The organism is Streptomyces netropsis, from assembly GCF_014203545.1.
Classification (GTDB): Bacteria; Actinomycetota; Actinomycetes; order Streptomycetales; family Streptomycetaceae; genus Streptomyces; species Streptomyces netropsis.
The window spans coordinates 1-24,250 of record NZ_JACHJG010000028.1 but is presented as its reverse complement, the minus strand read 5'-3'; the positions used below and the strand labels follow the sequence as shown (position 1 = coordinate 24,250).

The following is a 24,250-nucleotide window of genomic DNA, read 5'->3' as shown; positions in this document are numbered from 1 at the left end:
CGCTGCGCGATGTGCAAGCGAACACCCGCGCTGCGCGCGGGTGTTCGCTGCGCGATGTGCAAGCGAACACCCGCGCTGCGCGCGGGTGTTGCGCTCCCGCTCCGCGGGAGCGCAGGCGAGTGGCTGCGCCACTCGCGCACCTTGACTGCTGCGCAGTCAAGGTGACGGTCCGTGCGCTGCGCTCCCGGACCGAGCGGGACTTCGTCCCGCTACCGGGCTTCCGCTTCGCTTCAGCCCGGGGTCGGCGGGTCCGCTGCGCTTCCCCGCCTCAACGGTCCTTGCGGCTGCGCCTCCAGTCCCTTGGGGCCCGCTGGCGCGGGCCAGGCTGGCTACGAGGGGGTGGGGTCGCTCGTTCGTGTCGGGCTCCAGTAGAGCGGGTACATCAGATTGATGCAGCATGTACCGTTGGCGAAAACACGAGACACCCACCAACCACCTGGAAACCCTCCCTCATCCGAGAGGAACGGCCGTAGATGACCGGTGACAGCGAATCTACCGGAACGACATCCGCGCTGAGCAGCGATTCCGTGCGCAGGGTGAGTCAGTATCAGACGGCGGGCACCAACGCGCGGTTGAAGCTGTTCGCGCTCCTGGCCGCCCAGGGCGTGCCCGCGAGCGAGGCGGACGACCTGGTGGCCGCGCTGGAGGCCGGAGCGGTCGCCGGGGCGCAGTCCGAGGTGGTCGGGCTGGGCGGCAGGGCGCCGGCTTCCAGCGGGGACGTCATCCTCTGCACCCGCGAGGCCGGGCACTACGACCCGGACGACCTGCCGGGCTGGAAGCGCGGGAAGTCGTTCGGAACGCCCGGCGGCTGGCATCTCGCGGGCGGGTCGATCTGGAGCGACGCCGGTGCCGCCTGCACTCCGCACACGGCTGCCTGAAATTCCGCGAGAACATCCGAAAGGGGAGGCAAGAGAATGTCCAGGATTCCGCTCAAGGAACACCAGGTAGACCAGAAGTCGAGTTTCCGTAAGTGGGTGGGATTCCCTGCAAGGTCATCTGTGCCCCCTCAGGGTGCCCGGGGCACGATCGTGTCAGCGACCGGGTCAGGGAAGACGATCATGGCCGCCGCGAGCGCGTTGGAGTGCTTCCCCGAGGGCCGGATCCTCGTCACGGTGCCGACCCTGGATCTGCTCGTGCAGACCGCCCAGGCGTGGCGCCTGGTGGGCCACAGCGCCCCGATGGTCGCGGTGTGCTCGCTGGAGAACGACCCGGTGCTGAACGAGCTCGGGGTACGCACGACCACCAACCCGATCCAGCTCGCCCTGTGGGCCGGGGCAGGGCCGGCCGTCGTGTTCGCCACGTACGCCTCTCTGGTGGACCGCGAGGACCCAGAGGACCCGCTAGGCCAGAGGAAGGTTCGCGGGCCGCTGGAGGCCGCGCTGGCGGGCGGGGAGCGGCTGTACGGGCAGCGCATGGACGGCTTCGACCTCGCGATCGTAGATGAGGCCCACGGAACCGCTGGTGATCTCGGGCGGCCATGGGCGGCGATCCACGACAACGCCCGCATCCCGGCGGACTTCCGGCTGTATCTCACGGCCACGCCGCGCATCCTGGCCGCAGCCCGGCCGCAGAGGGGCGCGGACGGCCAGGAACTGGAGATCGCGTCGATGGCCGACGACCCGGAGGGCACGTACGGCGCGTGGCTCGCAGAACTCGGTCTGAGCGAGGCGATCGAGCGCGAGATCCTCGCCGGGTTCGAGATCGACGTCCTGGAGATCCGCGACCCCTCGCCCGTCCTCGGGGAATCCGAGGAGGCGCAGCGGGGCCGGCGCCTCGCGCTCCTGCAGACGGCCCTCCTGGAGCACGCCGCCGCGTACAACCTCCGTACGGTCATGACCTTCCACCAGAAGGTGGAGGAAGCCGCCGCTTTCGCGGAGAAGCTGCCGGAGACCGCAGCCGAGCTCTACATCAACGACGCCTCCGACGAGGACCTCGCCGCCGCTGACCGGCTGCCGAGGTCGTCCATCGACGCGGAGTTCTACGAGCTGGAGGCCGGCCGCCACGTACCCCCGGACCGGGTGTGGTCGGCGTGGCTGTGCGGCGACCACCTCGTGTCCGAGCGGCGGGAGGTGCTGCGCCAGTTCGCAGGCGGCATCGACGCGGCCGGGCGCCGTGTCCACCGCGCCTTCCTCGCCAGCGTTCGCGTGCTCGGTGAGGGCGTGGACATCACCGGCGAGCGGGGAGTCGAGGCCGTCTGCTTCGCCGACACCCGCGGCTCCCAGGTAGAGATCGTCCAGAACATCGGCCGCGCGCTCCGGCTCAACAAGGACGGCTCCACCAAGGTCGCCAGGATCATCGTCCCGGTCTTCCTGGAGCCGAACGAGGACCCCACCGACATGGTCGCCAGCGCCTCGTTCCGCCCCCTCGTAGCCGTCCTCCAGGGCCTGCGCTCCCACGATGAGCGACTCGTCGAGCAGCTCGCCTCCCGCGCCCTCACCAGCGGGAAGCGCAAGGTCCACCTCCGGCGCGATGAGGAGGGGCGGATCGTCGGAGCCGGCGGGGGTGACGGCGAGGACCAGGAGAAGGACGGTACCGACGCCGCTGCCGAGTCCGCCCTGCTCCACTTCTCCTCGCCCCGGGACGCCGCCACGATCGCCGCGTTCCTGCGCACCCGGGTCTACCGACCGGAATCGCTAGTGTGGCTGGAGGGCTATCAGGCCCTGCTGCGGTGGCGCAGGGAGAACGAGATCACCGGTCTCTACGCCGTTCCGTATGACGTCGAGGTCGAGGTCGGCGTCACCAAGGGCTTCCCACTTGGCCGCTGGGTGCACCAGCAGCGGAAGGCGCTACGGGCCGGAGAGCTCGAGGAACGGCGCAAGACGCTGCTGGACGCGCCCGAGGCCGGGATGGTCTGGGAGCCGGGCGAGGAGGCATGGGAGAACAAGCTCGCCGCGCTGCGGTCCTACCGGCGGGCCATGGGACACCTCGCACCGCGTCAGGACGCGGTGTGGGGCGAGGACGACGAGATGGTGCCCATCGGACAGCACATGGCCAACCTCCGCCGCAAGGGCACCAAGAACGGCCTGGGCAAGGACCCGAAGCGGGCCGCCGTCCGCGCAGCGCAGCTCACCGCGATCGACCCGGACTGGAACTGCCCCTGGCCACTGGACTGGCAACGCCACCACCGCATCCTCACCGACCTCGCCGCGGAGGAGCCCGACGGCACCCTTCCCGACATCCAGCCCGGCGTCACCTTCGACGGCGACAACCTCGGCAAATGGCTGGCACGCATGAGAGAGGCAAGCACCTGGGCGCAGCTGTCGCAGGAGCAACAGCAACGGCTGACCGCACTGGGCGTACAGCCCGCTCAGGCCCCCTCCCCCGCCCCTGCGGCCACCCGCGCGACGAAGGGCCCGAGCAAAGCACAGCAAGCATTCCAACGCGGCCTGACCGCCCTCACGCAATGGATCGAACGCGAAGGCACCCACCGGCCCGTACCCCGCGGCCACGCCGAAGAGATCACCGTCAACGGCCAGGCGGACACGGTGGTCGTGAAGCTGGGTGTGTGGGTCTCGAACTCCCGCGCGAGGCGAGACCGGCTTGCCCAGGACCAGCGGAACGCACTACGGAAGCTGGGCATCGACTGGGCATGAAGCAGCACACTGGACAAGAGGTGCCCATCAAGTACGTCACGACCAGGTGTAGGTCGCGTACTTCGTAGTGGCCCCTTACACATCGGGCCGTACCCCGGGCGGTCCGGGCGGGAGCGGCCGCGCACAGGAGACCCTTCCCCTGGCATGTGATGTAGGTCACACTCCGGGAGTGTCACGGATTGCCGTCCTCCGCCGACGAAGCCGGTAAGGGGCTGCGGCCCGGACCGAGGCGAGGAGTGGCGCGATGATCCGATCAGGCGGCAGCCCGTGACGCCGCAGGAAAGGAGCGGGTCCCTGACCCGGATGGACTCCTTCACACGCTTCTACGATGAGTGGTTTCCCCGCGGGGTGGGCTTCGCCATGCGCCTGGGCTTGGACCGCGAGGATGCCAAGGAAGCCGCGAGCGACGCCATGAGGGCGGTGTACGCGGCGTGGGGCAGTCTGGAGACCCCGGAGGCCTTCTACCAGCACGTCGTCCGGAGGCGTGTGATCGACACGCTGCGGGACGTCATCCCGCGCGAGCGCGCCGAGGTCTCGGTGTCGGACACGGACGCGGACGATGACGAGGCCCTACCGCGCGAGGTCATCGCCGTCTTCACCTCCCATGTCACTCCCGAGGGCCTCTACCTGGAGGCCGAGGGCGCCGAGCGGATACTCGCCATCCTGGCGCAGCTCCCCGAGCACTACCGGCTCAGCCTGGTCCTGGCCGCCCAGGGCTACGACACCACCGAACGCGCCGAGATCAAGACGGTGTCCGCGGAAGTGGAACGCACCCACCTCAAACGCGCCCGCCGCCGCTGCATCGACCTGCTCATCAGCCACGGCATCCGGCCCCGCCGCACGACCGACAAGCCCACGAACGCGAAGGAGGGGGAGGCACAGTGATGTCAGACAGCGAGGTTCCGCGGCAGAACACCCCGGTCGACGACTTCGGCCAGCTGGCGTTCCCCCCGATGCCCCCGCGCTGGGACGCCCCCCCCACCGCGATCAGCGAACCCGACCTCATGCGCATGACGCCCGGCGGAACCAAGGACGAGCTGCTGGACACCATCTCGGATGCCCTCTGGGAGCCGGTCGACCTGCACGAACCGGCCTCCGTGCACGCCGAGCGCCTGAAGTCGATCACCGAAGACGGCGCGAAGCTGCGCGAGAAGTGGGCCGAGACCGCCGCCCTCGAGGAGGCCTACGCGGCGCCCTCCACCACCCTGCGCGAGCGGCGACAGGCCGCCCAGGAACGCAAGATCGAACTGATGCAGGCGCGCCTCCGCCGCCGCAGGCATCAGCGCCTGCTCTGGCTGGTGCTGGTCCTCGCCGGCATGGCCGGAGCCGTTGTGATGGCCTTCCTCGCATCCGGGCGCGACTGGCTCAATATCCCGGGAGCCATAGGAGTCTTGCTGATCTCGCAGCAACTCGCTCGGATGATCGCGGATCTGCGGGACTGCAGGGCCGCGGGGGGTGGGCGGGTCAAGGTGATGAAGCGGCCGAAGTAAGGGGTGGGTGCGTCGCGGTTTCCTAGGCGCGCGATCGCACCCACCCCTTGTGCACATGACCCGCCACCAAGCACTCCAGCACTCAGCAAGGAGCCACCTGTGCCTTCCCAGCGTCGCACGAAACGGGTGATCGGAACCCGCATCCGGGACAACGTCATACCGGGCCATGTGCTCACCGACCGCCGCTATGCCGGTGACGACTCCGTGTCCCGCAGCGCTTGGAACCGGGTCGCCGTACCGGGCCCGTCGGCGTCCGCGATCCCCACGGTCACCGCCGTCGGCGGCGGCAGCGGCCTGACCGCCGCCATCATCACCGGCCATGTCCAGCCCGGCGTCATCTGGCCCGGCGTCATCTGGCCCGCCGTCATCCTCGTGATCGCCGGCATGGCGTACGACGTCGCCGTCCGCGCCTTCAACAGGCCCCGCCGCACCTGACGAGGTCCAGGAGCTGCATCCCGCAGACGCCCCGGCGACCGGCTTTACCTGCACCTCGAGCACTTGACCCGCAAAGAGGTCTAGACCGCTCTGGTGAGTCAGCACGAACGGTCGTGCCCGGGCGTCGCCCCGGACCCCCGCAGTCCGGCATCTGCCGGCCGACGGACCTCACCTCAACGACGAGGAGGCCCACCGTGTCCAGCTCTTCCGCCCCCCGGGGCAACCCCCACCATCTCAAGCGCATTGTCTCGACCGTTGTCGCCGTCATCGTTGGTGGTGGTGGGTACGTGTCCTGCCACTTCGGTGGCGAGCAGGACCCGAAGGATTCACCGGCCGGGATCAGCCAGAACTGCATCCCAGTGTTCTCGCCTCACTCCTGCATGTCCCCCAGCCCGTCTCCGGCACCCGAGAAGCGACAGGACGACCCGGATCAGCGGAAAGCCACCCCTCAACTCGTACTCCAGCAAGCGCCGCCCACCCGCGCTCTTGTCCGCCGTACCGGGCGAGCGATCGTCCGCGGTACGCCGTCCATAGACGGCCCCATCAAGTACGAGCTCGACCCCCACACCACGGTCAACATCATCTGCCAGCGCTGGGCCGACCTGGTACAGGCCTCCGACGGCAAACCCACAGCCCTCTGGGACGAGATCGGCCCCGACGAGTGGGTCACCGATGCCTCCATCGACACCAACTCGGACAGCCCCATCACCAGGCTCTGTTGATCCTCCCTCTCACGCTGCAGACGATCATCCGCCACGCCGCCATCCGTTCCACACACGCTCCAGCACCCCAAGCCGCCGAACGCTCCCGCCCTCACCAGCCGCCCCGCCGCCTCCCGAACTCCAAGGCACCCACAGCGACGGTAGAGGCCCGCGGCGACACCGCGGTGCCCGACGCCGCCAGAACATCGGCCGCGCGCTTAGGTTGAACCGCGACGGCTCCACCAAGGTCGCCCGCATCATCGTGCCGGTGTTCCTCCAGCCCGACGAGGACCCGACCGACATGGTCGCCTCCGCCAGCTTCCGCCCCCCCTCGTAGCCGTGCTCCAGGGCCTGCGCTCCCACGATGAGCGCCTGGTCGAGCAGCGTGGTGCCCAGCGCCCTGGCCCAAACCTTGCCGTTGAAGTCCCGGGGGCGCGGGAGCTCCGCCCGGGTGGTCTCCAGCTCACGGTCGGCGGGGTCCTACCTGACCCGCGCCGCCAGCCTGTCATCGGGGCTACCCCAGGGCTCGTAGCCTGCGTCAGCTGGCGCTGTCCCGAGAATGCAGGAACTAGCAGGCAGGGGCGGGCGGTGTGAGAGAACCAACCCTACGGACCGCGGGGTGCCGGCCCTGCCAGTTGGCCACTTGGAGAGGCAGACGTGGGACGGATCGAAGAGGATATCGAGCGTGCGTTGCGCACGCGGCCCGTTCCCTCAAGCACCAGGGCCCGCCTGCGATTTTTACTGGCGGCGCACCAGGGTTCCACCCGGAGGGTCGCCGCAGTGCTGGGGGTGTCGCAGCGCACCGTGCAGCGGTGGGTGACAAAGAAGTCCGGAGCACGTCGTCCGCCGGGTCCGCCGCAGGTCCGGGCGATTGAGGAAGCGGTGCTGGCTCGGTGGCAGCCGCAAATACGGGCCCGTCGGCGTGCCCAGGCCGAGGCGGAGGGCTTCGTCTTCCATACCCGGGCGCGATTCGGGTTCGCGGCTCCTGCAGGGTCCTCGGACGATCCGCGGGTGCGGTGGATCACCCAGTACCTGCCGGGAGAGGTAGCCCGGGAGCTGTTCGCCGCCCGGGATGCCGGCGCGGGCGAGCAGCAGCAGACGGTGATCCTGGCCCGCGCGCTGGGGCATGCCTACTTTCGCGAATGGGGCCGCCGCGCCCACGGTCTGCACATCGCCTTCAGCGACGTCGAGTTCGCCGACTTCTCGATCGGATGAGCCTCTCCTTTCGATCAGGCGCGCGCCTCGGAGGTGTTCAGCGCCGTGAGGGCCTGGCTCACCTAGCCGGCATCGCTTCGTACCTCTCGGCTTCCTGCCGCTCGCGCCAGTCCCATTCCACACGGCCGGCCGGGCCTTTGCGGCGGGCGGTGGGCGGCTGGGGCGGGCGCAGTCTGGCCGTCTCCGCCATGCGCAGCAGGTGCCCGCGGTCACGTGGCGCGGCGAGCAACTCCTGGTCCTCGCCGGAGAGGAGCCGGGTGAAGCAGGCCGCGGCCCGTAGGAAGGTGCCTGCCCAGGGTGGTACGGGGTAGGCGGCGCAGCCGTCTGTGTAGCGGGCGCGGTCGTGCAGGGCCAGCGTGGCCACGGTGTCGTCGTAGTCGCGGGGGCGTGCGGTGGCGAGTTGCTGGAGGGAGGCGCCGGTGAACAGTGCGGCGGCGATAGCCGCGGCCAGGCGAGGATGGGCGGTCGCTGCGTGGAGGCGGTGGGCGACTCGCTGGGCGGTGTGCGCGGTGAGAGGCACGGGTGGTGGGCGGTGCCGCCAGATGATCGGGGGCGGCGTGCACGGGTCGGCGCACGGGCGGGGGCTGTCGTAGGAGACGAGGCGGTCCAGTGCAGGCAGGGTGAGCCACCTGTCTGCTGGCCGGGCGGACTCGTCTGATGGTGAGGGTGAGGCGACGGATGAGCCGTAGTAGTGGCGGCGGGCTGCTTGGAAATCGGCGGTGACGGAGTAGTCGACCGTCCGCAGGTCATGGGTGAGGCCGGTCTCGCTGGTGGTGCCCGGGCCGGGGTGCAGGGTGATCCGGCCGGACGGCGGATGGTGGGCGGCCAGGGCGGTGTGCGTGTGGATGACGTCGTCGCCCGGGTCGATGACCACGGTGACGGACGGCGGTGGCACGGTGAGCGGCATGGCGGTGTGGTGTTCAGGCGAGGCGGCTGAAGGCCCAGCGCAGCAGCTCTTGGTCGACGCGGGAGCGGCCGGTGCGTGCCAGGGCGGTGCGGGTGTGGGCGGTCAGCTGGGCCCAGGCGCGGAAGTTGCCGTGCGCGGCGTGGCTGTCGGCGAAGGTGATGTCATCGGGGTCGGCGTCGGCCCAGACCGGGTGGAACAGCGGGATCACCTCGAGGACCTCGTCGGGTGTGAGGCGGGTGAACTGCTGCCAGATGAACACACGGGAGGACAGCATCGGTTCGCGGCGCAGCACGGTGTGGCAGCCCGCGCCGCCGACGAAAATGATGGCGAGCTGGGTGGAGGGTTCGTCCCAGAGGTAGCGGAAGTATTCGAACGCCTCCCCGTTGAGCCACTGGGCCTCGTCGACGAGGAAGGTACGGGGGCGTTCGGCCAAAGCCGTCTTCAGCAGACGGTCGAACTCGCTGGGGTGGCGCGGTGGCTCGCCGGCCAGGTCGAGCGCGGTGAACAGTTCGTAGCGCACCGCGCGGGCCGTGGGCCGGGCCCGGAAGGTGATCTTGCGGACGTCCTCGCCGGGTTCGAGTGCGTGCAGGCAGGTGTTGACGGCGAGGGTCTTGCCGAAGCCGGCGCCGCCGTGGATGCACATCATCGCGCGGGCGGCGACGGTGTCGTGGATGTTCTCCCGGGCGGTGAGCAAAGCGCGGGTGGTGACCACGGACGCATCGGGCAGGTCGACGTACTGGTAGGTGGCCGCGGTCACGAGGCGTCTCCGTCTTCATCGGTGGCGGGAGGTTCGGCCCGCCCGTCGCGGCCGTCCGGGGCGGAAGCGCCGTCACGGCCGTACGGGTACCGGAAGGGCGGGCCTGGCGTGGTCAGCGCGGCCAGGGAAGCCGGGGTGCGCCAGTCGGCCGGGGGCGCGGCGTGCGGGATGAGGTCTGGCATCGCGAGCTGTGCGAGGTCGGAGTCGGCAGTCTGGGCGAGTTCGGCCTCGGCCTGCGCGGTGGTCAGCGCGCCGAGCCGCCGAGGGGGCTCGGGCTGGTTCACGGCGGCGTAGCGCTCGCGCTGCGAGGCCTCCAGGTCCTTCCTCAGACGGTGGGCACGGGCCGCCCGAGTTTTCCGTACGGCGCCGACCTGCTCCTCAGTGGCCTGGTCGGCCAGGTCCGCGGGGCCCAGGTAGCGGCCGGTAGCGGCGTGGTAGACCTCGATGCGGTGGTCGTGGTGGGGCATGAAGCGGATACGGACCTGGATCCCGGCCTGGCCGGTCATCCACGGCCCCACGTAGTCGCGTTTCCGGAAGCGGATGCCGCGGGTGGTCAGCGTGCGGGTGCCGGCGTCCTCCAGGGTGAACGTCCACAGATCTGCGGCCGGCACGTCCCGCAGCGGCGTGGGATCGTCCTGCCACGCCTCAAGCGGGGTCCTGCCCCGCAGGGGTGCGGGACGGTGCTCGGTGTTCCACCACCGTGTCCACTCCAGCAGCCGGGCGGTGAAGTCCTCGAAGCCGAGCAGCACCTCGTCCTTCGGGCGGGCAGTACGTTTGCCGGGGCGGGGCTGGCGGGCGTAGCCGGGCAGCGAGGCCAGGAACATGCTCTCCACCGCCCGGTTCAGGCCCTCCACGGTGCCCTTGAGGTGAGGGGTGTAGGCGGGCAGGTCCTCCACGGTGACGTCGAGGAGATCGAACGCTGCGGTCACCGTCCGGGACAGGAAGTCCTTGCCACGGTCTACCCGTACCTTCTCGGGCACGCCGCCGAACGGGCCGTAGGGGCCCTCGCGCAGGACTGCGGAGCGCAGCGCGGCCAGCACCGACTCCCGCGACGGATGCGCCGGCGTGACCGCGACGCCGGTGACCGCGTTGGTGGCGCAGTCGGTGAACCAGGTGATCCATGGCCTGCGGGCCTTGCCCTCGACGTCGGCCAGCACCGGGGCCTGCATGTGGTCGGTCTCCCACACCTGGTTGCGCCAGCCCCGCGGCCGGGCCAGGAATACGTCGTGTTTACGCGCCGCCCGCTCCCCACCCGCAAGTCCGGCCCGCTCCCCCGGCGTCAGATCACGGCGGATCGCCCGGTGCAGCGTCGGGATCGACGGAGGCGGCTGCCCCTCGCCCCTGGCCGCGCGAGCGGTCAACTCGCGATGCACCGCCGCGACGTTCCCCTTCCACAACGCGAGCAGAGCCCGGACCTCATCAGTTACCGTGAACCGCCCGGGATACGCGGCCCGCTCCCCCGGTGCCCGGGCCGCCGCCTCGTCCCGCTCTGCGGCCGCCAGCCACCGCCACACCGCACGCTCCCGCACCCCCAGCACGTCCGCCGCCGACCTCACCCGTGTGGTGGTGAGCTTCCCCTCCCGCCGCAGGGCCAGCAGGCGGCGCACCACAGGCCCCCGCAACGCCCGAACCGACACGGCCGGCAAAGCCCCACCCGAACCGCCACCCGTCCCTTCCAGGTCCGGGTCCTGCTCTCCCTGATCCACACCCCCGAGCACATCAACACCCATCGGCCAGCGGATCAGAACTCACGAAACTGAGACAGCATCACCCCTCACGCGATAACGCCCCAGGACAGCGATACCCCGTGCAACTCTCACCTCCAGGACAGTGACCTCTCAGCCCCGAAACCGCCACCGACCAGCAACAACAGACCCAAGCCCCACTGTCTCCCACCCCGCTGTCACAAAACCGAGAGATCGCAGGCAACGCCTGCGGCCAAGGGGCCAGGCAAAGTACAGCAGGCGTTCCAGCGCGGCCTGGCGGCCCTCACCCAGTGGGTAGAGCGGGAGGGTGCCCACCGGCCGGTACCCCGCAGCCACGCTGAGGAGATCACGGTCGACGGCGAGACCGAGCCAGTGACCGTCAAGCTAGGCGTATGGGTATCGAACGCCCGCGCGAGGCGGGACAAGCTCACCGCGGAGCAGCTGGACGCGCTACGGGGGCTCGGCATCGACTGGGCGTGACACTGGCACCGGACTGAGTGCCCACCCCGAGCACCCTGCCGACACCAGACCTCGACTCGGCCCTGCCCTACCCGCAGAACACCTAATGTCTCCGCCTACCCGACGTATCCCTAAACGGCCTTCTCGTGCCCTAACCCAAGACGCCCCGACCAGGACAGGAAGACCCAGGCGGGGCGAACGGTCGTCAGTACCCACTTAGGCGGCTACCTCAGCTCCCCTCTTCTGCAGGTACACAACGGTGGCGTCGGAAGACACCGGAGGTCCTTCCGTTCGGTCAACTTCAGGTGCCTCGGCCAGCAGGTCCTGGAGTGCCTTCCAGATCCGCAAGCCCTCGTAGGTGTGGGCTCGCGCTGCGGCGTAGAGCCAGGGCTCAAGGTCTGTGGGCTCGATCACGTAGCAAGCCTTCAGGAACGCCACGAGCTGGTGGGGGTCCACGGGCAGGGTGTCCCCCGCGATGATGCGGCGCGTGGTGCTCCTGGGCAGGGCCCAGGAGCCAACAGTCCGTTCCATCTCTCCCGGTGGGGGGAAGCCGACCCACACGTGCTGCCGGCGCAGAGCCCGGCTGAGGTCCGCCCGGGAGGAGATGAGGCTGGGATCGGGTGCCGCGTGGATGTCGTACGGCGCTCGAGTGGCCCGGCGGGCCCGGATCCACAGTTCACGGCTGCGGTGAAGGGCGGCGACCGGTCCTCCGCCGAGTTCCTCGTCCTTCGTGATCGTCATGAAGACGAACACCTCAACGGTGGCCCAGGAGGGGACAGTGCTGCCGGAGGCTGCGCGCTCGAGCGTCGCTTGCGACGGCGCTTCTTTCACCTGCGAGTGCTTTGCCATCTGCTCGTAGGTCAGTCCGGCGGCAGCCTTGCGCTCACGCAGGAAGTCTGCGAGCTTCGCGCGCGCCGGGATGGTTCGGTCGACTGGCTTCTCGCGACGTCCCATGACGGTCACCTCAGTTCCCGGAGCTGAGGTACGCGCACAGGAAGCGTCCGACCCGACCGCCGTCTCGTCGCCCGCCGGTCACGGCCAGCACGACGATCGCGGCGCCGATGCTGCCCGCACCGGCGAGGAGGAGCAGGACGTCCTGGACGCTCATGCCCAGTCGGGCAAGGGTCGCTGCGGTGATGATGCACGCGATGATCACGAGTGCGTGCGGCATGCCGAACCGGGCGGTGCCGGTCGTGATGTCGGCGGTTCGCCCGGAAGCTGGTGTTGCTCCCGAGTCGGACGACGTCGCCTTGGTGGCCGCGACGTGCTCCGCGGCAGATGTCTTTGCGCTCATGAGAGATCCCCTGACTACCGTCCGGCGACCAGAGGATCGCCGGACGGTGCTGATTCGGCTCCAACCGATGTCTTGGTCCTTCCGGGCGCTGAACGGGAGTTGGCGCTCCCAGCGCACAGAGGAACCTGCTGTGGCACAGGATCTCAGCGTCTGGAACACAGTCGACAGCCGATGGGAACATTGCCTCACGAATGCTCCAGAGTGCGTTTGTCGTAGTCGAAGTGCACCTTGAGCCGAAGGTAAGGCCTCGTACGGCTTCCTGCGTACAGGAATCTCGCAGGTCAGGGCGTCACGAAGGGCCCTAGCACGAACACCCGACACCATAGGGACGGTGCTTTTCTCTCCTCCCACAGGGCGAAAGTGCAGGTCAAAAGCCTGCCCGAGCCCCAGGGAGGGCGTTCCGACCCCCTTTCAGCCGGTGGCCATTGAGTGAAGCGCATCGAGGAGGGAAGGCTCTGACCTGCATTGATTCAATAGCGCTCCGCTTGCCGGTGAACAATCGAGGACGGCCTAGGCCATGCTCATAGTCACGGAACCCGGTCTGCGCAGAGTCAGATACCGGGACCTCCACCCCTGATTGCTACTGGCTCCAACCGGCGCGCAGGGATTGGGCAGGCGTTGGCGCGCCTCCCCGCGTGGAGCCGATCGCCAGCCCTCGCGGCAGACCATCGGCTCCACATGCATGTGAAGGGCCGAGCTGAGACATCAGCCCGGCCCTTCACACATTCACAGCTCACGACATCGCGGCACAGCGGTCCACGCCCCGCCACGGAGGGAACCCCAGGCGGCCTGTTCTGCTCTTCTGCACCGACTTGTGCCTGGACGCGGGCTTCTCGGCGGCGCGAGGGTGGGGGTGCGTGCGGCGGGGAGCGGGCCGGTCGGCGGGAGCGGCGGGCGGGTGTGCCGCAGCGGTACGAGACGGCCGTCGCGTCGTCGTTGTCGGTGGCGAGTTCCTGGCGGGCGGGGGCCTGGGCGAGGGCGGGCTCGCTGGGGAGCGCGGACGGTCGTCGGCGGGAGCGATCCCGGCGGGCTTGGCCGTCGGCGGAGGCGGCGGGGGTGTGGGGGACGGCGACGCAGCCGATGGTGAGGGCGGCGGCCAGGGAGCCGGAGCACCGGCCCCGGCCGTCCGGCTCTCCAGGTCGAGCATGGCCGGCGCCAGCGCGATCCGCTCCGCGTACGGGGCGTCCCAGGCGATCGGCTGGACGACGGCGCGGGCGGCACGGTCCGCGGCTGGATGGCCTGGCTGACTGCCTCGTGGATTCCCAGTCCCCGGTCAGCCTTCCTCGACCCGGTCTGTTTGACCCGCTGGGTATCCGCGTCCCAGCCCTCCAGGAAGGCGGCGAGGGTGCGGCGTTGCTCTTCCTCGTGGGCGACCTGCCGGGCGAGGACGTCACGGCCGACGTACGGGTCGACGACGGCGAGGACCAGACGCTGGAGCTCGGCCGGCTCCAGCGCCTCCACCTCCCACTGCACCGGGCGGCGGAGGTCGAAGCCGTAGCGGTCGGCGAAGGCCAGCACCTCGGATCGCCCTGCTTGCCCTCGGTCGCGGGCAGCTCGTAGGCCCGGACCTGGTCGTAGGTCAGCAGGACACGCTCCGTCCGGCTCCAGCAAGCGGTGCGGGCCACCCAGTCCCGCTCGATGTCCTCACCCGAGCAGTCGAAATCACCGACCACGACAAGAACCCCGTCGCGGGGGTGGCGGTCACGCGGTCGTGGACGACGTCGGCGTACGACTGTGAGCCGAAGCCGCGGATCACCAGGACCGGGATGCCCGCGTACGCGAGCCAGCCGGTCAGCTGCTGTCGGAGGGTGTCCTTTCCCGCATCGACGTATAGCGCATGCTCCTGGCCCGCGGTGCGGTCCAGGCCGAACCAGTCCGGCATCTCCCGCACGAACGCGTCCACGCCCGGCCAGGCCGACGGGACGTGGGCCTCCCGAACGGTGTCGATCAGATCCGGGAAGCGGCCCTCACGGCGGGCCTTCCACCCCGACGAGAGCCACCGTGCCCATCACTCCCCTGCCCGCGATCCGCTTCGCTGTCAGTTTTTTGGCATCGAGACACTCCCGGGCCGACCCGGCGGTGGTCGAGCGCTTCAGATGGCCGGTCAGCGCTCGGGATGGCGACGCTGAGCACCTGGCTCGGCAGAGCTGTGGTCGTAGCCGATGACAGGGCGTTCCTTCGAACCGATGATCTGGGGAAATGCACTTGCCCGGGCACCGGATGGTCGTACAGGCTCGCGCGGTGATCTTTGAATTGGCTCCTGACTCTCTGACCTGGGACGAGGTGAACCCTGCCCGTCATCCGTTCGACAGCACATCGGTAGCGCGCGTGGTGCACTCGCTCGGGCCCGCCCGGCGTGTGCCACGCCGCCCCGACGTCCCCCTCGCCGACGCGGCGATGAACGCCTGGAGCCATGGCGAGGCCAAGCTCTGGGCCGACGTCATCTCGCATGCCCTCGTCCAGCGCTACGGCCGCTGGGCCGCGGGCTGGCGCTGGGCACACGACGAAGGGGACTTCGGCGGAGGGCCGGTGGGGAACTGGTGCTGCCCACGGGACTCGATCACCACTGCGGAGGAGACGCTCGCCCGCGTTGCTGCGGCATTATGCGAGTGGCGCGGATGGCTGGAAAGTCTCGCCGCATGGTTCGAGGCGTACCCACTTCGGCCGGCCGACGTCGAGGACCAGCGGATCTTGTGGGAACGCGCTGCCCGGAACCTGATCCTGCAGGTCGTCGACCGCACCGGTTGCGGCAGCGGCTGGCACGGGCACTGCCGTCAGGTGCTCACCTGGTTCCTCGCCCGCTGGGGAGTCGCACCCCACATCGCACAGAACCTGGTCGACGAGGCGATCGGCGGGCGGTTCAGCAGTTGGACAGGCCCCGACGCGGTGCTGGTCGACGATATCGCGGAGCAGCTCGCGCTGTCCCTGCCGCCGGACGGCGGCACGCGGTCCGGCGAGCCGGCCCCGGACCACTTGGCGAGCTGGCTCGCGGTGCGCGAGTCCGTGCCGTGGCAGGAAGCCCCGGACGGCGGCGCGGGCGGACCGGTGATTCCCTGCAGCGACGGCGCGGCGGAGGACATCCGCGTCTTTGACGGCGCCGTGGACCCCGCCCGCGCTGCGGGCCTGCTCGCCGCCCTGGAGCTGCTGCGGGCCGACGCGGCGCGCGGCGCCACGCTCGACTTCGCACTGCTCCGCAGCTGGCAGCAGCACGTCCTGGACACCCCGCAGCCGCCGCCGTTGCGCAGCTCACCGGCTTTCGCCAAAGGGGGCCGGGAACGCTACGGCATCACCCCGAACACCCGCGCGCGCCTCGATGCCTGCCTGGCCGGGAGCGCAAACGCCGACGGGCGGCCTCTCCCTCTGACCGCCCGCGCGGCCCGCGCCTGTCTCGACGTCTGCTTCTTCCATCCCTTCGACGACGGCAACGCCCGGTCCGCCTTCCTCGCCCTGGTCTTCGTCCTCGCCCGCGAGGGCGTCGCACTCAACGGGGTCAGCCTGCTCCGCCGCGTCACCTTCCAAGCCGACGCCCCACAGGACCCACTGATTCTCGCCCGGTACATCGACATCCACCTCACGGAGACCCGACGCACCGCCACCTCCCCCGGCCCCGCAGCGGCGACGCACGCGGTCAGCGTGTAGAGGCGGCAGCTGACGCCGGGGCCGGATGTGCGGGGTTCGCCCGGGGCGCGGGTCGTACAAAGTGCGGCCGCCGGGCCACCGGGAGAGCTCGGTGATCAGAGCGACGCCCTCGTCGATCTCTTCCGGCCGCCAAACCTCGATGTCCAGCAGCAGCCCGTCCAGCGGTCCGCCGATGAGCGCGGCGTACGTCCGGTGCGGGAGCGGGCCGGGGTTAGAGGCGTCGTGTTCGCGGCCGTAGACCCGGCCGCGCAGCAGCTGCTCGTCTCCGTTCATCCGCCCGGCGTTCCAGCCGCCACCGACAACCGGGGCAGAACGGCGGGCCCGGCCCGGGTGAAGGCCGGGCCCGTCGTGCTCACCGCGCCTTCGGCAACGCCGCCAGGGCGTAGCGGTCCTCGCCGCGCCCGACGACCCGCCACACCGGTCGGTCGGCCCCGTGACGGGTCAGCAGGGGCAGGGTCGTGGTTGCCACGGTGATCTGGTAGTTCACGCCCCCGACGTGGCGGGCCCGGTTATGGAAGGCGCCCTCCCTCGTTCCTGGGGCCGCGCGGCGCGGGGCGGGGGCGAAGACGAACAGCAGCGGCGGGAAGGGCCGCTCCAGGGCCGGCCCGGCGTAGGTCTCCTGCCAGTGGCTGCGCGGAGCGCGGGCGGCGTTCCCGCGCCCGGACGGCGGCGCGTTGCGGTAGGCGTCGTAGCGCTCCAGCTTGGCGACCAGGCGGGCGTAGGACATTGTGCGGTCGATCTCCACGAACGCACTGGAGCCGTCGGCCAGGAGCACCACGCCGTCGGGCACGAGGCTCCCGGCCGGGGTGGGGTGGGCGCCTTCCACCTGCCAGTCGGCGCGGTCGGCCGCCTCCGCCTGGTGGAAGGCGATGACGGTGTCGACCAGGGCGAGGCCGTGCCCCCGCAGGCCCGTCTTGCTGGCCGCGCGCTTCCCCGTCGTCCGGCCCGTCGTCGGGGCGAGTTCACCGGAGGCGGCGGCTTCGGCGAGACCCGCCGGAGTGCAGTACCAGTAGCTCTGCTGGGCTCGGTGGGTCCGGCCGACCAGGGCCGGAGATTCGTCGAGCAGGTTGCGCAGGGCGCGACGGACGTGGTCGGTGCCTTGCTGGTGTGGCAGCAAAAGTGCCTTGAGCTGGCCGGGTGTGGCCAGGCGCAGCTGGGCGAGGGTGAGCAGGACCTCGCCGCGGATGTCCGCGCCGGCCTTCGCCCCGGCGGCCTTGCGGGGCCGGGACGCTTCTCCAGGGACATCGGTACTGGGAGAAGAGGAGTTGCAATCGGCCGGGGCAGGCGAATCGGGGGTCTGATCAGCGACAACCGTCAGACAGCGGCTTGCGGCTGTGAGGCTGGGGGCGTGGCTCGCTGCAGGGCTGGCTGCGGGGCTCGCTGTCGCAGCGGTGTCCGCCGGGGCCGGCGGCGTGTGCGGGGTGGGGGCGGTGGTCATCGCTTCCTGCCGAGCGCTACCTCGGCGACGAGGACCCCGGGCCGCTCCACCCGTCGGCGGCCGTGGCCGACAGGGCCGACCGGGCCCTGGCCGCCCGCCTCTCGGTCCCGTTCCACTTCGCGAGCCCGCACACCCCGGACGACGAGACCCCCCGCTGGCGTCCGTGACACCGCCTCGGGCGGGGGGGGCGGAACACTCGGTCAGTTGAAGTTGGGCCAGTCCCAAGGCGTCCAGCCCGACCCGAGGGCGAGGCGCGTCCTGCTGACGACGGGGCCGTTGCTGTTGTTGAGGTAGATGGTCGTTCGGAAGTCGCCCCCCACCTGCTGATCCTCCACCTTGACAGCGTTCGTGGCGCGGGCGGAACCGAAGGGATCGGGCTTGCCCAAGGACACCCATCCGGTCCACTGATTGCTGATGGTCCAGCGCGTCCACACCGCATAGTCGAGGCCGACCAGGAACTGTTCCTTCTGGCCGTTCGGAAGCGCGTGGTTCGTTACGCCGTAATCACATATGTACTTGCCGCCGCCCCCCGCGGTGCAGGTGTCGGCTGCCTGAGTCGGCGTGACGGCCACGGCCAGTCCTGCGATGGCGGTGATGGCGACAACCGTAGCCTTGAACTTCTTCAACCTGAGCACCTTGTTCTCTCGATGTGATCCATTCGACTCGGGCCTTCAGGCCCGGCCATGACACACCGTCACCTTACTGGTCGAATCGGCGAACCGCGCTCACGTACCGCCGTCGGCGCCCTCACCGTCGCCGCCGGCCTCCCAGCGCAGCATGTCCCCCGGCTGGCACTCCGGCACCTGCGGAGCGCCGCGAAGCGCACCGCCTTGGCCCGGCCGTTCTTGAGCACCGCCAGGTTGGCGGGAGTGATCCCGACGCGTTCGGCGAGTTCGCCCACGGACATCTTCCGCTTGGCCAGCATCACGTCGATGTCGACGGCGATCGGCATCAGATCACCTCGTCCAGCTCGGCCTGCATCCTGGCCGCCTCGACGTCGCGCGCGACGGCCTGGGCGAGCAGCAAGACAAGCTCAGCTCTGATGGACAGCGGCCCCGCCGGTCAGGCGGTGAAGCCGAGGTCTCCTTCGATGAGCGTCTGTACGATCTGGGGCCGGTCCCAGAGGGCCAGGATCTCGTTGGCGATGGCCACCACCGACAGCCGGGCCCGCCGCCAGACGTCCGGCCGGGGGTGCCGCCAGCGGCAAACCCGGTTCCCGGGCCGCGTGGGCGGCCCGGGAACCCGCAGGCATTGCTAGCTGCGCGGCCACCCGCTGCTGCCCCAGCGGAGCCGCAAGGCGATCCGCAGGGCCTCGGTCATGATCTCTGCCTCCTGCGACCACTCCGGCGCCCACACGGATACCGCAGCCCGCGCCGCCACAACAGCGGCCTCCGCGACCACCCGGCCTGCCAGGCGGCGCGCGCCGGGCCGCTGGCGGCGCTGGGCCGGCTCCCCAGCGGCCCCGGCCGCCTCCGGCCCGGACTCCTCGCCCATCGACTCCCCGTCCCTCTCTGACGTGCTCATGCCAGATCTCTCCTTGCGTGAAAATGCGGATCACGCCTCCGGTCGGAGGTGCGCCCGCACTTTCGAGCAGCAAGGGGTTAGCCCCGCAAGTCACACATAACCGCAGGTCAGAGCATGCATAGATGAAACTCGCGCTCGCGCTGCACCACCGGCCCCTTAGCCCCGCAAACCCCACGACCGTGACACCGCCCACACCCACGGAGGTTCCAGCCCAGCCGACTCCGCCCCCTCCGCATCCGCCGGATGCGAGCCACGGCACGACGAAGGGCCGCCACCCGAGGGTGACGGCCCTTCCCTTCTGCGGAGACCGGCCAGCCACCCCGCCGTAAAGTAGGCGAGAGTGATGTTCGGGACATCCAACACCTCGTCAGCCCCGAATCAACAGCACACAACAGCCCTCCCGCCGCACTGGGAAAACAGCAAGCCGCTGTGGTGTCCCCATAACACCGCAGCGGCTGACCACGACCCTACCCGCGTGGACTCCGGAACCTACTCCACCAGATCCCGCACGACCGCGACGCCGCCAACTGGAACTGAGGAATCTGGAACCGTCAGCGGCTCGAGCTACCGGTTGCCGGGTCCACGCTCGTCGGAATGGGCTACCGGCCGCCGTGGTCTCCATGGCGAGCAGCCTCTTGCAGGTGTCGGCGCAGCTGGTCGCGCAACTGGGCGAGTGGCATAGCGGCTCCGAGCCGCCGGAGGAATTCCTCGGTGTCCCAGGTGATCAGGCCACCTTGGCGGGAGAGGTACAGGCCTACTTTGTCGATGCCGAACTGGTTGGTGTAGTCGAGCAGCAGGTATCCGGCGAGCTGGTAGATCTCCTCGCGGCCTAAGCGGCGGGGGTCTTTGGTTGCTTTGCAGTCCAGGAGGAGGCTGCCCAGGATGTAATCGGCGTCGGCGCCTCCGATGTCGCTGCTGCCGGTGAATACCGGGCCGCAGATGCGGGCCTGGGCCGGCAGAGCGCGGAAGGAGGCGAACGGGCCCTCGGCGAGCCGCATCTGCTGGTCCAAGTCCTCCACCACATACTCGGGAACCGCAGCGGTGAGATCATCCAGGCAGGTGGCGGGGGTGGCCTGGGCGAGCATGCTGAAGCGGCGGATCTCCCCGGTGCGGGCGATGTCCTCGAAAGAGCCGGCGACGAAGCACAGCCGGGACAGCGCGGTCTCATCCTGGTTCGAGGGGTCGGCGAGGTAGGCGTCGATGGTGGCCAGCAGGTGCCTGCCTGCTGCGTGGAGGGCATGGCGGGTGCCCGGCGCTGGGGCCCCGCGCAGCGCTTCGCTGCCGTCGAGAGCCATGACGCCCAAGGCCACAGCTGGTCCGAGGCGTCCGCCCAGGCAAAGGCGAAGCCGGTAGTCGATGGCGTGCCCAAGGGCCGACCAGTTCGGGTACTGCACGTCGATCGGTTGCACGGGGTGGGGAAGGTTAGCGATCCGGGTCAGGTAGTCGCGGACCAGGTTCTGGCTGTAGGGCAGGTGGGCTGCCATGAACTGCGAGATCGGTGAGGAGTCGTACTTCAGCTGCCCGGTCAGGCTCAGCTCGATCATCGGCCGCCCTGCCACGGCGCCGTTGTGGCCCGCTCCCGCCTCCTGCGTCTCGTACTCGTCGATCCAGGTGATGCCCTCGTTATCGAGCTGAAGCCGGGCGCGGCTGACCGCGACGTAGATCAGGCGGGCCTCGCTCACGTTCATCGCACGTTGCAGCCCGTCGTCGTCCACCGACGGGGCCATGAAGCCCTCGCCGATGCGCACCGACGCCCACTCGCGGCCCTTGGCCTTGTGCGCGGTGGAGACGGTAACCTGCGCCTCCTCCTCGGATGAGAGCCGGTCCACAGCTTCGATGATCTGGTCAGGGCCGTAGGTGTCGACCAGGTGCACGATCGCTTTGAGGTCCTGGCCGGCCTTGTCCTGCTCGGCGTACTCCTGCACCTCGCCCCAGGAGCTGAACAAGAACAGCTCCGGGTGGCTGGTGCGCGTTCCGGCCTTCAGTTCCATCGCGGCCGTCGCGATGCGCCGCAGCGCGCTGCCGCCACCTGTCAGGGCCACTGGGATACCGAGTTCGAGGTAGGCCAGGACTTCTCTCATCGCGTCCACGTTGCCGCGGCAGAGCACAGCGTTCGGGTGCGTCACCTTCCCCACGCGGGAGTCTGGGCCGTGGCCGGTCAGCTGCATCTCCGATCCGGCGTGCCCTAGCCACCGGTTGGCCACCTCGGCGATGGCCGGGCCAAAACGGAACGACTGCGTCAGGCGCAGTTGCTCGGCCGGGAAGCCGGTCATCACATCGCGCGCGTTGCGCCAGCCGTAGATCTGCTGGGCCGGGTCGCCCACGCATATCCGCTGCGCGTCCTGGGAGAGGAAGACCTCCTCCAAGACCGGGTTGGTGTCCTGTGCCTCGTCCAGCAGTACGAAGTCGGCGCCGAGTTGCGGGGAGGTCATGGCCCACAGCTTCATGTAGTGGTCGTGCTCGAACCGTAAGCGGCCTGCAAGCGAGCAGATGTCCTCCCAGGCGCGGTGCGCGTACGGAAGCAGGGTACGGGCGAGGTACTCCTGGCCTGGGCCATCGAGGCCATTGACCGGCTCCATGTGGCGGGCCATAACCTGCCGGTCGGTGGTGTAGCAGAACTTGCGGACCATTCCCATCACCAGGCGTGCCTGGTGAGTGACCTTGATCAGGCGGGAGCTGACCGATAAGTCGCGGGTGATGCCCAGCAGGCGGGCGGTGTGCTTGGCAGGTATCCGGGCCGAGGCGTCCAGGCGATCGCGATAGTGGTGACCGACAGCCTTGAAGGCCAGGGAGTGCGCGGTGCGGCACTCCACATTCGGCCCGAAGCGCCCGCGGGCATCATCGGCGATCGCCCGGTTGAACGCCACATACAGCCCACGCTTGCGGGTGGCGGCGCCCATCAGGATCAGTGTGGAGGTCTTGCCAGTACCCGCCCCGGCAACCAGCGCCAGATCCCGGCCCGCGGCGAACACTTCACGGGCGGCCTGCTGCTCTTTCGTCGGCGCCATGGCCATGAGGATTCCTCTCTGGGAAACGCGGCTTCATCTACCGCAATTCCAGAGGCTGCCCGCCTCATGACCACCCGTCAACATGATCATACGTTCGGTAGTCGTCAGGGGCGAGGGAGCTCCCTGCCGCGCGATGCACCAACCGGACCGCCCGTGGGAACGTCTTCCAGGGTGGCGTGGTCCCCGGCGTCAGGTGTCGGTCAGAGAGGCAGCGTTATGCCCAGCTCACGCATGGCGGTCGAAGGAGGCCCGCCTTCGGAGCGCTCGGTCTTGCCGCCCTTGATCCCGGCGGCCAGGGTGCGCGGGTCGACTGCTTCGGCGGGGGCTCCTGTGACGTAGAGGCCGTCGGGGTTGCTGTCGCGGTCGTGTGGCAGCAGCCAGAACACGCGGCGGCGGAAGGTGCCGGAAGAGCGCGAGGCTTTCGCTCCGGGGCCGAGGATGGCGTAGCCGACCATGCGGCCGTCGCGGTGGTAGGCGGGTTTGCCGCGGCGGGTGGGCAGCCGGTCCAGGCTCTGGCGCACGTAGTCCAGGGCCATGACGTCCTCCAGCCACACAAGGTCGCTCTCATGGCTGATCTCGTCTTCGGTGATCAGGGAGCTCATGCCCTCTCCTCGTCGGCGAGCAGTCCGATGCCCGGGTAGTACTTGCGCGAGTTGGACAGGATCATCTCCTTGGGCGAGGCGAGCCCGGCCAGTTCGCGGGCCCGCTGGGCGAACGCGCGGGAGGAGATGGCCGTGGCCCCTTCATTCTGGCACCAGGCCTTGTAGGCCGCGTAGAGGCTGGCTCGCCGCGCTCCGCTCCTACCACCGCGCCACCAGGCACCTCGCACCACGTCAGGACGCAGTCTGGGGCGAGGACGACGAGATGGTGCCCGTCGGGCAGTACATGGCCAACCTCCGGCGAAAGGGCGCGAAGAACGGTCTCGGTAAGAACGAGGACACCGCGACGACCCGGGCCGCACAGCTCGCCGCGATCGACAAGGACTGGAACTGCCCATGGCCGTTGGACTGGCAACGTCACCACCGCATCCTCACCGACCTCGCCGACGCCGACGGCCACCTGCCCCACATCAAGCCGGGCGTCGTCTTCAACGGCAACGACCTGGGCAAATGGCTCCAGCAGCAGAAGCAACCGGCCGCCTGGGCACGGCTCCTGCCCGAGCAGCAGGAGCGACTGTCCACGCTGGGCATCAAGCCGCTCAAGGCGCCGTCTCCCGCCCCCGCGGCCAAGCACGCGGCAAGGGCCCGGGCAAGGCGCAGCAGGCGTTCCAGCGGGGCCTGGCAGCCCTCACCCAGTGGGTGGAACGGGAAGGCACCCACAGGCCAGTACCCCGCGGCCACAGCGAGGAGATCACGGTCAACGGCGAAGCGGAGCCGGTGACCGTGAAACTCGGCGTATGGATCAACAACACCAAAACCCGCCACCACAGACTCGACGCAGAACAGCACGACGCACTGCGGAAGATCGGCATCAACTGGGCGTGACACCGCCGCCGTCCGGCCGCTGAACCAGGGCGGAGACATCAGTGCAGAGGAGCCCCGGGCGTCAAGCACAAGCCCGGGGCTCCGTGCTGTTCCCAGTGCGGATCACGTGGTGGGGCGAAGGCTGCGGAGCCAGATGACCGCTCCGCGTCGGTGGAGTCCGGCGAGGTAGCTGGCGGGGGGTCTTGTCGTAGCGGGTGGCCGGCCCTCGTCACTCCTTGATCTTGTTGATCCCGCGCTCGACAGTGTTGCGTTCCTTGTAGAGCCCGGCGTCGTGAGAGACCGGACGGCCGCCTTTCGAGCCCAGCTTTTTGCGGTTGGCGGCTTGGTCCGCTTTCACTGGGATCGCCGCCTGGATCTGGCGTCTTCGCAGGTAGGCGTGGTTGGCGCGGGAGGAGTACGCCTTCACGCGGTCCAGAACGGCGGTGAAGCGCGGGCTGTCGGCGGCCTGGTCAGGTGTCACCATGAAGGACAACGGGCGGCAGCGGCGGTCGGTGGACAGATGCGCCGATGTGTCTTGGCGGTCAGCCCGCCCCGCGAGCGCCCCAGGGCGGCAGCCTTCAAGCGGGCCTTGCGGCGTCGGCGGATCCGGCGCCGCTCGAC

The 24,250-nt window shown here is 69.9% G+C and carries 20 protein-coding genes and 7 pseudogenes; 12 read left to right on the top strand and 15 right to left on the bottom strand.

Going from position 1 to position 24,250, the window contains the following annotated elements; translation table 11 throughout:
- The first annotated feature begins 536 nt into the window (after positions 1 to 536).
- From FHS38_RS34370 to tpg, 8 genes and pseudogenes are all read left to right on the top strand, one after another.
- Positions 537 to 878, top strand: a complete 342-nt coding sequence (locus tag FHS38_RS34370) for a hypothetical protein (protein ID WP_229822948.1) — start codon at positions 537 to 539, stop codon at positions 876 to 878.
- 36 nt (positions 879 to 914) lie between these two features.
- Positions 915 to 3,593: a DEAD/DEAH box helicase gene (locus FHS38_RS34365; RefSeq protein WP_184740450.1), complete on the top strand. Its 2,679-nt coding sequence runs from the start codon at positions 915 to 917 to the stop codon at positions 3,591 to 3,593.
- A gap of 303 nt (positions 3,594 to 3,896) precedes the next feature.
- Positions 3,897 to 4,478 (top strand): RNA polymerase sigma factor, encoded by a 582-nt coding sequence (locus tag FHS38_RS34360; RefSeq protein ID WP_184740449.1) that lies wholly within the window; start codon positions 3,897 to 3,899, stop codon positions 4,476 to 4,478.
- A complete protein-coding gene (locus FHS38_RS34355; protein WP_184740447.1) occupies positions 4,478 to 5,083 on the top strand; it encodes a hypothetical protein in 606 nt (201 codons plus the stop codon). The genes FHS38_RS34360 and FHS38_RS34355 overlap by 1 nt, the downstream gene beginning before the upstream one ends.
- Before the next feature lie 99 nt (positions 5,084 to 5,182).
- On the top strand, positions 5,183 to 5,518 hold the full coding sequence (locus FHS38_RS34350; protein ID WP_184740445.1) for a hypothetical protein: 336 nt from the start codon (positions 5,183 to 5,185) through the stop codon (positions 5,516 to 5,518).
- 194 nt (positions 5,519 to 5,712) lie between these two features.
- Positions 5,713 to 6,240, top strand: coding sequence for a hypothetical protein (locus FHS38_RS34345; protein ID WP_184740443.1), 528 nt, complete (start codon positions 5,713 to 5,715; stop codon positions 6,238 to 6,240).
- Between the two features lie 178 nt (positions 6,241 to 6,418).
- Positions 6,419 to 6,603 (top strand): annotated as a pseudogene (locus FHS38_RS36510) (hypothetical protein); the annotation flags it as partial.
- Positions 6,604 to 6,876: 273 nt separating this feature from the next.
- Positions 6,877 to 7,434 carry a telomere-protecting terminal protein Tpg gene (gene tpg, locus FHS38_RS34335; RefSeq protein ID WP_184740441.1) on the top strand — a complete coding sequence of 186 codons (558 nt, stop codon included), beginning with the start codon at positions 6,877 to 6,879 and terminating at the stop codon, positions 7,432 to 7,434.
- A gap of 58 nt (positions 7,435 to 7,492) precedes the next feature.
- Here tpg and FHS38_RS34330 read toward each other — a convergent pair whose 3' ends face one another.
- From FHS38_RS34330 to FHS38_RS34320, 3 genes are read right to left on the bottom strand one after another with little or no spacing between them, the layout of a single operon-like run.
- Positions 7,493 to 8,341, bottom strand: a complete 849-nt coding sequence (locus FHS38_RS34330; RefSeq protein ID WP_221495703.1) for a hypothetical protein — start codon at positions 8,339 to 8,341, stop codon at positions 7,493 to 7,495.
- A gap of 13 nt (positions 8,342 to 8,354) precedes the next feature.
- Positions 8,355 to 9,098: an AAA family ATPase gene (locus FHS38_RS34325; protein WP_184740439.1), complete on the bottom strand. Its 744-nt coding sequence runs from the start codon at positions 9,096 to 9,098 to the stop codon at positions 8,355 to 8,357.
- The gene (locus tag FHS38_RS34320) at positions 9,095 to 10,705 is read right to left on the bottom strand and encodes a TnsB C-terminal domain-containing protein (protein WP_229822947.1); all 1,611 of its coding nucleotides are present in this window, start codon (positions 10,703 to 10,705) and stop codon (positions 9,095 to 9,097) included. Before FHS38_RS34320 ends, FHS38_RS34325 begins: the two co-directional genes overlap by 4 nt.
- Positions 10,706 to 11,023: 318 nt before the next feature.
- On the opposite strand from FHS38_RS34320, the pseudogene FHS38_RS36505 reads away from it, so the two are divergent.
- A pseudogene (locus FHS38_RS36505) lies at positions 11,024 to 11,284 on the top strand (helicase associated domain-containing protein); the annotation flags it as partial.
- 195 nt (positions 11,285 to 11,479) lie between these two features.
- On the opposite strand, the gene FHS38_RS34310 reads toward FHS38_RS36505, so the two are convergent.
- A complete protein-coding gene (locus FHS38_RS34310) occupies positions 11,480 to 12,217 on the bottom strand; it encodes a helix-turn-helix domain-containing protein (protein ID WP_184740437.1) in 738 nt (245 codons plus the stop codon).
- Positions 12,218 to 12,227: 10 nt separating this feature from the next.
- Positions 12,228 to 12,557, bottom strand: a complete 330-nt coding sequence (locus FHS38_RS34305) for a hypothetical protein (RefSeq protein ID WP_184740435.1) — start codon at positions 12,555 to 12,557, stop codon at positions 12,228 to 12,230.
- Between the two features lie 1,353 nt (positions 12,558 to 13,910).
- Here FHS38_RS34305 and FHS38_RS34300 point away from each other — a divergent pair.
- On the top strand, positions 13,911 to 14,117 hold the full coding sequence (locus FHS38_RS34300) for a hypothetical protein (RefSeq protein ID WP_184740433.1): 207 nt from the start codon (positions 13,911 to 13,913) through the stop codon (positions 14,115 to 14,117).
- A 19-nt stretch (positions 14,118 to 14,136) separates the two neighbouring features.
- Here FHS38_RS34300 and FHS38_RS34295 read toward each other — a convergent pair whose 3' ends face one another.
- Positions 14,137 to 14,460: a hypothetical protein gene (locus tag FHS38_RS34295; protein WP_184740431.1), complete on the bottom strand. Its 324-nt coding sequence runs from the start codon at positions 14,458 to 14,460 to the stop codon at positions 14,137 to 14,139.
- A gap of 425 nt (positions 14,461 to 14,885) precedes the next feature.
- Between FHS38_RS34295 and FHS38_RS34290 the strand changes: the two genes are divergently transcribed.
- Positions 14,886 to 16,196 (top strand): Fic family protein, encoded by a 1,311-nt coding sequence (locus FHS38_RS34290; protein WP_308433659.1) that lies wholly within the window; start codon positions 14,886 to 14,888, stop codon positions 16,194 to 16,196.
- Between the two features lie 352 nt (positions 16,197 to 16,548).
- Here the strand turns inward: FHS38_RS34290 and FHS38_RS34285 are convergent, their stop codons facing one another.
- The 8 genes and pseudogenes from FHS38_RS34285 to FHS38_RS34250 all read right to left on the bottom strand — a co-directional run.
- Entirely contained in the window at positions 16,549 to 17,634 is a 1,086-nt protein-coding gene (locus FHS38_RS34285; protein ID WP_184740429.1) for a replication-relaxation family protein, read from the bottom strand.
- A 200-nt stretch (positions 17,635 to 17,834) separates the two neighbouring features.
- Positions 17,835 to 18,260, bottom strand: a complete 426-nt coding sequence (locus tag FHS38_RS34280) for a hypothetical protein (RefSeq protein ID WP_184740427.1) — start codon at positions 18,258 to 18,260, stop codon at positions 17,835 to 17,837.
- 99 nt (positions 18,261 to 18,359) lie between these two features.
- A pseudogene (locus tag FHS38_RS34275) lies at positions 18,360 to 18,586 on the bottom strand (helix-turn-helix domain-containing protein).
- Positions 18,586 to 18,666 (bottom strand): annotated as a pseudogene (locus FHS38_RS36500) (DUF2975 domain-containing protein); the annotation flags it as partial. The pseudogenes FHS38_RS34275 and FHS38_RS36500, both read right to left, overlap by 1 nt.
- 222 nt (positions 18,667 to 18,888) lie before the next feature.
- Complete coding sequence (locus FHS38_RS34265; RefSeq protein ID WP_184740425.1) at positions 18,889 to 19,158, bottom strand: hypothetical protein; 270 nt, start codon at positions 19,156 to 19,158, stop codon at positions 18,889 to 18,891.
- Positions 19,159 to 19,757: 599 nt separating this feature from the next.
- The gene (locus FHS38_RS36265; protein ID WP_184740423.1) at positions 19,758 to 22,172 is read right to left on the bottom strand and encodes a UvrD-helicase domain-containing protein; all 2,415 of its coding nucleotides are present in this window, start codon (positions 22,170 to 22,172) and stop codon (positions 19,758 to 19,760) included.
- A gap of 194 nt (positions 22,173 to 22,366) precedes the next feature.
- On the bottom strand, positions 22,367 to 22,768 hold the full coding sequence (locus FHS38_RS34255; protein ID WP_184740420.1) for a DUF6009 family protein: 402 nt from the start codon (positions 22,766 to 22,768) through the stop codon (positions 22,367 to 22,369).
- Positions 22,765 to 22,959, bottom strand: a pseudogene (locus FHS38_RS34250) (primase-like DNA-binding domain-containing protein); the annotation flags it as partial. The gene FHS38_RS34255 and the pseudogene FHS38_RS34250, both read right to left, overlap by 4 nt.
- Between FHS38_RS34250 and FHS38_RS34245 the strand changes: the two are divergent.
- A pseudogene (locus tag FHS38_RS34245) lies at positions 22,950 to 23,650 on the top strand (helicase associated domain-containing protein); the annotation flags it as partial. The pseudogenes FHS38_RS34250 and FHS38_RS34245 sit on opposite strands and share 10 nt — an antisense overlap.
- 102 nt (positions 23,651 to 23,752) lie before the next feature.
- Here the strand turns inward: FHS38_RS34245 and FHS38_RS34240 are convergent.
- Positions 23,753 to 24,250: pseudogene (locus FHS38_RS34240) on the bottom strand (transposase); the annotation flags it as partial.

Bases quoted from the DNA above. Each gene is read 5' to 3' on its own strand.
- FHS38_RS34355 (WP_184740447.1), top strand. From the start codon at position 4,478: ATGTCAGACAGCGAGGTTCCGCGGCAGAACACCCCGGTCGACGACTTC.
- FHS38_RS34310 (WP_184740437.1), bottom strand. From the start codon at position 12,217: ATGGGACGTCGCGAGAAGCCAGTCGACCGAACCATCCCGGCGCGCGCG.
- FHS38_RS34255 (WP_184740420.1), bottom strand. From the start codon at position 22,768: ATGAGCTCCCTGATCACCGAAGACGAGATCAGCCATGAGAGCGACCTT.
- FHS38_RS34265 (WP_184740425.1), bottom strand. From the start codon at position 19,158: ATGAGCACGTCAGAGAGGGACGGGGAGTCGATGGGCGAGGAGTCCGGG.
- FHS38_RS36265 (WP_184740423.1), bottom strand. From the start codon at position 22,172: ATGGCCATGGCGCCGACGAAAGAGCAGCAGGCCGCCCGTGAAGTGTTC.
- FHS38_RS34330 (WP_221495703.1), bottom strand. From the start codon at position 8,341: ATGCCGCTCACCGTGCCACCGCCGTCCGTCACCGTGGTCATCGACCCG.
- FHS38_RS34360 (WP_184740449.1), top strand. From the start codon at position 3,897: ATGGACTCCTTCACACGCTTCTACGATGAGTGGTTTCCCCGCGGGGTG.
- FHS38_RS34285 (WP_184740429.1), bottom strand. From the start codon at position 17,634: ATGACCACCGCCCCCACCCCGCACACGCCGCCGGCCCCGGCGGACACC.
- FHS38_RS34365 (WP_184740450.1), top strand. From the start codon at position 915: ATGTCCAGGATTCCGCTCAAGGAACACCAGGTAGACCAGAAGTCGAGT.
- FHS38_RS34305 (WP_184740435.1), bottom strand. From the start codon at position 12,557: ATGAGCGCAAAGACATCTGCCGCGGAGCACGTCGCGGCCACCAAGGCG.